The organism is Erwinia sp., from assembly GCF_049696395.1.
In the GTDB taxonomy this organism is placed as follows: domain Bacteria; phylum Pseudomonadota; class Gammaproteobacteria; order Enterobacterales; family Enterobacteriaceae; genus Erwinia.
Genome location: NZ_JBAVTT010000098.1, coordinates 1 through 6,134, shown reverse-complemented (window position 1 = coordinate 6,134; position 6,134 = coordinate 1). Strand labels below are relative to the sequence as shown.

General features: G+C 50.5%; 6 protein-coding genes and 1 rRNA gene. 6 read left to right on the top strand and 1 reads right to left on the bottom strand.

What is annotated here, in order from left to right:
* Window positions 1–9 precede the first annotated feature (9 nt).
* Window positions 10–125, top strand: a 5S ribosomal RNA gene (gene rrf / locus WCC56_RS12160).
* Between the two features lie 417 nt (window positions 126–542).
* Entirely contained in the window at window positions 543–857 is a 315-nt protein-coding gene (locus WCC56_RS12155) for a hypothetical protein (RefSeq protein ID WP_010672113.1), read from the top strand.
* 262 nt (window positions 858–1,119) lie between these two features.
* Here the strand turns inward: WCC56_RS12155 and mobA are convergent, their stop codons facing one another.
* A complete protein-coding gene (gene mobA, locus WCC56_RS12150; protein ID WP_010258463.1) occupies window positions 1,120–1,725 on the bottom strand; it encodes a molybdenum cofactor guanylyltransferase MobA in 606 nt (201 codons plus the stop codon).
* Window positions 1,726–1,769: 44 nt separating this feature from the next.
* Between mobA and WCC56_RS12145 the strand changes: the two genes are divergently transcribed.
* The 4 genes from WCC56_RS12145 to polA all read left to right on the top strand — a co-directional run.
* Entirely contained in the window at window positions 1,770–2,045 is a 276-nt protein-coding gene (locus WCC56_RS12145; protein WP_003850728.1) for a YihD family protein, read from the top strand.
* A 45-nt stretch (window positions 2,046–2,090) separates the two neighbouring features.
* A complete protein-coding gene (locus WCC56_RS12140) occupies window positions 2,091–3,077 on the top strand; it encodes a serine/threonine protein kinase (protein ID WP_010258460.1) in 987 nt (328 codons plus the stop codon).
* Window positions 3,078–3,103: 26 nt separating this feature from the next.
* Window positions 3,104–3,733, top strand: coding sequence for a thiol:disulfide interchange protein DsbA (dsbA, locus tag WCC56_RS12135; protein WP_010672112.1), 630 nt, complete (start codon window positions 3,104–3,106; stop codon window positions 3,731–3,733).
* A 378-nt stretch (window positions 3,734–4,111) separates the two neighbouring features.
* Window positions 4,112–6,134: DNA polymerase I (gene polA / locus WCC56_RS12130; RefSeq protein ID WP_424692614.1), on the top strand; the 2,023-nt coding region annotated here is incomplete at its 3' end.

Genomic DNA, 6,134 nt, shown 5'->3' with positions numbered 1-6,134 from the left:
AAGAATTTGCCTGGCGGCTTTAGCGCGGTGGTCCCACCTGACCCCATGCCGAACTCAGAAGTGAAACGCCGTAGCGCCGATGGTAGTGTGGGGTCTCCCCATGCGAGAGTAGGGAACTGCCAGGCATTAAATAAGTGAAGAAGCCCCGCACGAAAGTGCGGGGCTTTTTTACGTCTGCACTTTGCCACGTTAAGCTGAAAACTTGACCTGTAAGCCTGCTCCGGTAGCCTCCAGGTTCCTCCATTTCCTTTTTGAATTACCAGTAGCCTGATAAACACCGGAAACTATAATAATCATTAGATCAAAATATAAAATAAAGACTAGCAGATACAAAGTTTTTGAAATTTATAGCTTAATAAGTTACCAACTTATTAAGCTAATATGATAATAAACCTGCTAACAGGACTAACGCATAGCATTTAGAATGAATGGATTTTATTCTATTTACATTTTTTAGTGCTTGATTGAAACTAATTTCGACATTTAATTAAATGTCTCCGATGGATTTCTATTGAGCATTAACTAATTTAAGGAAGATTAAAATGAAAGAACTGACTGTTGCTGAAACAGAATTAGTATCAGGTGCCGCCTCTACTGGGATCTTAGACAGCATCGGTGGTGCAGTTATCGGAATGTTTGCTGGCGGAATGGGCGTTGCATGGGCGGGCTGGAACATCTCTGCTAATACTAATGGCGTAACCAGTGGAATCCTGGCTCCAGCACAGGGTGTTTTAGGCGGCCTGTTTGGTGGCATTTGGGGCGTTGTTTTTGGTCTGGTAGTCGGTGCTGCGGAAGGTACTGCTGATTCAATGGCACGCGCAGATTCAGTCTGGACAAATATTTTGAACGCTGGCTGATAATGCTCTGATCGTCCGGGGCATCACCTGCCATTTTAAATATCAGGCGTGCTGCCCCTTTTTTCTCTATCCCTGTCTGAAGCTATTTTACTGGTAATCAGTCATCCGATGTTGCAATGGCTGAGAATGCTCAGCGACTCTTATTCCACGAATAACTGTAGCCATCGTCATCCAGAGATAAAAAAGCTCTTTTTTTTGCAAAAATAAGGACGTCCCGTTAATTGTTACTATCGGGCTGGATCTTCTGCTACTGGACTTTACATTATGCTGGCTGACGACCATTTCCGTCCGGCATATTGCCGGCAGGATAGTCCCTAAGGTCATCAGGCGTATTCACATTCAGGAATAGCGATTCATCATCATCCAGCAGCACCGCATGTCCACCCTGATCGCGCAGGAACTGCATCAGGCGACGCTCACCAGCCTGCAGGTATTCACCGAGTGGCGTACGGAGATCGCGATGAATAAGCGCCAGAGTAGGATGATCCCGGGTTTGTGAGCGCACCCACACTGCGGGGGCATCGCCTCGTTGTTGCATCAGCCGCTCCACGAAGTTGAGCGGGATAGCGGGGGTGTCGCAGGCGCTGAATACCGCCCATTCCCCTTCAATCTCACGCAATCCACTGTAGATACCGGCCAGCGGACCGGGATAATCATCAAAAACATCCTGAATAACCCGACATCCGCTTAACTGATAGCGATCAATATTACGATTCGCATTAATCATGACAATGTCGACTTGTGGCCTGAGCCGTTCAAGGACATGCTGATAAAGCGGCCTGCCATCCAGCTGTACTAACCCTTTGTCCTGACCACCCATACGGCGGCCCTGACCACCGGCCAGAATGATGCCGGTTAATATTGTCATGACTGTGCCCTCGCTGATGACGCACTGTGAAAGGAGAAATCTGAATGAAATGCCATCGTTTAAACGAGTTAATCGCGTTGCTGCAACCCGCCTGGCAAAAAGAGCCTGATCTTAATCTGGTCACATTTTTGCAGAAACTGGCTCAGGAATCTGGTTTCCGTGGCCCGTTAAGTGAATTAACCGATGATGTATTAATTTACCATCTCAAGATGCGTGACTCAGCCAGCGATGATGAGATCCCAGGCCTGAAAAAAGACTATGAAGTTGATTTCAAAACAGCACTGCTCCGCGCACGGGGTGTCATTAAACAGGACGAGTAGTGTTATCCTTGGCTGCTATTTGCAAGGGCAACTACAGGTAACATGATGAGCGACGCTGCTTTTAACTTCCAGACATTGAATCCCGACGTGTTGCTTGATGCGCTCTGGGAAACAGGAATTCGCGTCGAATCGGGTCTGACAGCCCTGAACAGCTACGAGAACAGGGTTTATCAATTCAGCGACGACGAAAAACGCCGCTATGTTGCGAAGTTTTATCGCCCACAGCGCTGGCGTGCCGAACAGATTGCTGAAGAACATCAGTACGCACTTGATCTGCTGGCTGACGAAGTGCCCATCGCGGCACCACTGCGGTTAAAGGGTGAGACACTTCATAGTCACGCTGGCTTCTTCTTTGCCGTATTCCCCAGCCTGGGCGGACGGCAATATGAGACAGACAACGAAGATCAGATGGAGTGGGTAGGCCGCTTCCTGGGCCGCATTCATCAGACCGGGCGTAAAGCGCTGTTCAGGCATCGGCCTGCCATCGGTCTGGATGAATATCTGCATGAACCCCGGCAGGTGCTGGAGCACTCTCTGTTAGTGCCTGCATCGCTTAAAGTCGCACTGCTACAGGCTATCGATAAGCTGGGAAACACGCTGCAACAACAGTGGCACACCACGTGGCAGCCGCTACGATTACATGGCGACTGCCATCCGGGTAATATCCTGTGGCGTGACGGACCGCTGTTTGTCGATCTGGATGATGCCCGTAATGGCCCGGCCGTGCAGGATCTCTGGATGCTGATCAGCGGCGATCGTCAGGAACAGCGTATTCAATGGGATATACTGCTGGAGGCGTACAGTGAGTTCAGTGATTTTGATATTAATGAATTGTCACTGATTGAACCTTTACGCGCCATGCGCATGGTTTATTATCTGGCCTGGGTTGTCCGACGCTGGCAGGATCCCGCTTTTCCGCGCGCTTTCCCCTGGATGACAGATGAAGATTTCTGGCGCAGGCAAATTTCACTCTTTACCGAGCAGGAGAAGCTGTTGCAGGAACCTCCTCTGCAGCTGACACCGCAATATTAATGACGTAGTCAGGAGAATTTTTCACGATGAAAAAAATTTGGTTTGCACTGATGGGTTTAGTGCTGGCATTCAGCGCATCTGCTGCCCAGTTCACTGAAGGTAAACAATATGTGAGTCTGCCTAAACCTGTGGCCGGCGAACCTCAGGTGATGGAGTTCTTCTCCTTCTTCTGCCCGCACTGCTATCAGTTTGAACGTATTTATCACGTCAATGACGCGGTGAAAAAGAATCTGCCTGCTGACACTAAGATGGTGAAATACCACGTCGATTTTCTCGGTGGAGAGCTGGGGCCGGTCGTGACCCAGGCCTGGGCTGTCGCGATGGCGCTGGGCGTTGAAGATAAAGTGACAGCACCGATCTTCGATGGCATTCAGAAAACGCAGACCATCACCGATCCTGCCAGTCTGAAAGAGACCTTTGTCAAAGCGGCCGGTATCTCTGCGGCGGACTATGATGCAGCCTGGAACAGCTTCGCCGTAAAAGCGCTGGTTGCGCAGCAGCAAAAAGCCGCTGCTGATGTTGATCTGCGTGGTGTGCCTGCTATTTTCGTGAATGGCAAATACATGGTTAACAACGGCGGTCTTGATACCAGCTCTATGGATAATTTCGTTGCAGACTATGCGAACGTAGTTAAATTCCTGGTAAGCCAGAAGTAATCAGCCTCACACCCCCGTTAAACGCCAGCTCTGCTGGCGTTTTTTTTATGCCTTTGAACAACGGGCCAATTTTTGTCCATCTCCAGGGCATAAATTTAATATCCACACAAGGGATCGCGCTATTAAAAATAGCGATCGGGTCACGGAAATTAAATAAGCCAATGAAATTTATGGTTTTTATTCAAGTGCCGATTATTTATTTTCCTGAAAAACAGCGCGTTATAATTTTTACGCACAAAGTTATCCACAGAACGATCGTTGCGATCCTGTCCCCAAAAGCGTGAAAAACTCCAGACGTGGCACGCCTTAGTTCACCATTTCTGCCTGGTTGTGGCATCCTTATAGCCCAACTCATAGCAACGAAGACTACACAGACTTATGGCGCAAATAGCAGAAAATCCCCTGATTCTGGTCGATGGCTCATCCTATCTTTATCGCGCGTATCACGCGTTTCCGCCGCTGACCAACAGTGCAGGTGAACCCACTGGCGCCATGTACGGCGTGCTCAACATGCTGAAAAGCCTGCTGGCGCAATACAATCCGAGTCACGTTGCTGTGGTATTCGATGCCAAAGGCAAAACCTTCAGGGACGAGCTGTTTGAGCATTACAAATCTCACCGTCCCCCGATGCCTGACGAGCTCCGTGCACAAATTGAGCCGCTGCATGAGATGGTGCGGGCGATGGGGCTGCCGTTGCTGGCTGTGAGCGGCGTCGAGGCTGATGATGTCATCGGTACGCTGGCGCTGGAAGCGGAGAAAAAGGGTCTCTCAGTACTGATCAGCACCGGCGACAAAGATATGGCGCAGCTGGTCACGCCCGCCATCACGCTGATTAACACTATGAACAACACCATTCTGGGACCAGAAGAGGTTGAGCAGAAATATGGTGTTCCACCCGCATTGATCATCGACTTCCTTGCCATGATGGGTGATAGCTCCGACAACATTCCTGGCGTGCCAGGCGTCGGTGAGAAAACGGCACAGGCGTTGCTGCAGGGGCTGGGCAGCATGCAGACGATCTATGACAATCTGGACAAAGTGGCCGATCTCGGCTTTCGTGGTGCCAAAACCATGGCGACCAAACTTGAGCAGAATCGTGATGTGGCGTTTCTCTCTTATCAGCTGGCGACCATTAAGACAGACGTTGAGCTGGCGCTGCCCTGTGAAGAGCTCACAGTCACTGAACCCGATACAGAGGCATTGCAGGCCCTGTTCAGTCGTTACGAGTTCAAACGCTGGCTGAGTGACCTGCAGGACGGTAAATGGCTGCAGGGTAAAAAGAGCACTACGCAGGCACAAAAAGCGCAGGCCGATGAACCGGCCCCGGTGGTTGAAACCAGCAGCGTGTTACCGACCGAGGGTTATGTCACCATTCTGGATCAGGATCTCTTTGATAGCTGGCTGGAGAAGCTGAAAAACAGCGAAGTCTTTGCGTTTGATCTGGAGACCGACGCGCTGGATACCCTGAGCGCTAATATCGTCGGCATCAGCTTCGCGGTGGCGCCCGGTGAAGCCGCCTATCTGCCGGTTGCCCATGACTATCTTGATGCGCCTGATCAACTGGATCGCGCTACCGTTCTGGCACAGCTCAAGCCCTTGCTGGAAGATGAGAGCGCATGGAAAGTTGGCCAGAACCTGAAATACGATCGCGGCGTGCTGAAAAACTACGACATTGAACTGGCCGGTATCAAATTCGACACCATGCTTGAGTCCTATATCCTCAACAGCGTTGTGGGCAAACATGACATGGATAGCCTGGCCGCTCGCTGGCTTAACCATAAAACCGTGACCTTCCAGGAGATCGCCGGTAAAGGCAAAAATCAGCTGACGTTCAATCAAATCGCGTTAGAGCAGGCATCCCATTACGCTGCAGAAGATGCAGATGTGACCCTGCAGCTGCATCTGAAGATGTGGCCAGAGCTGGAGAAAGAAGCGGGTCCGAAAAAAGTCTTCGAACAGATTGAGATGCCGTTACTGACGGTGATTTCGCGCATAGAGCGCAACGGTGTGCTGATCGATCAGTCTATTCTGGCGCAGCATTCGAAAGAGCTGACGGCCCGACTGGCTGAGCTTGAGTTGAAAGCGCATGAGCTGGCGGGGGAACCCTTTAACCTCTCATCCACCAAGCAGCTTCAGGTGATCCTGTTTGAAAAACAGGGCATCAAGCCCACGAAGAAAACACCAGGCGGCGCGCCTTCAACCAGCGAAGAGGTGTTAGCCGAGCTGGCACTTGATTATCCGTTACCCAAAGTGATTCTGGAGCATCGCGGCTTATCCAAACTTAAGTCTACTTATACGGATAAATTACCGCTGATGATCAATCCGATCAGTGGCAGGGTACATACCTCTTATCATCAGGCCGTCACCGCAACCGGACGTTTATCCTCTGCCGATCCGAATC

Excerpts from the sequence above, each read along its gene's own strand:
- WCC56_RS12145 (WP_003850728.1), top strand. The coding sequence starts at position 1,770 with ATGAAATGCCATCGTTTAAACGAGTTAATCGCGTTGCTGCAACCCGCC.
- mobA (WP_010258463.1), bottom strand. The coding sequence starts at position 1,725 with ATGACAATATTAACCGGCATCATTCTGGCCGGTGGTCAGGGCCGCCGT.
- WCC56_RS12155 (WP_010672113.1), top strand. The coding sequence starts at position 543 with ATGAAAGAACTGACTGTTGCTGAAACAGAATTAGTATCAGGTGCCGCC.
- dsbA (WP_010672112.1), top strand. The coding sequence starts at position 3,104 with ATGAAAAAAATTTGGTTTGCACTGATGGGTTTAGTGCTGGCATTCAGC.
- WCC56_RS12140 (WP_010258460.1), top strand. The coding sequence starts at position 2,091 with ATGAGCGACGCTGCTTTTAACTTCCAGACATTGAATCCCGACGTGTTG.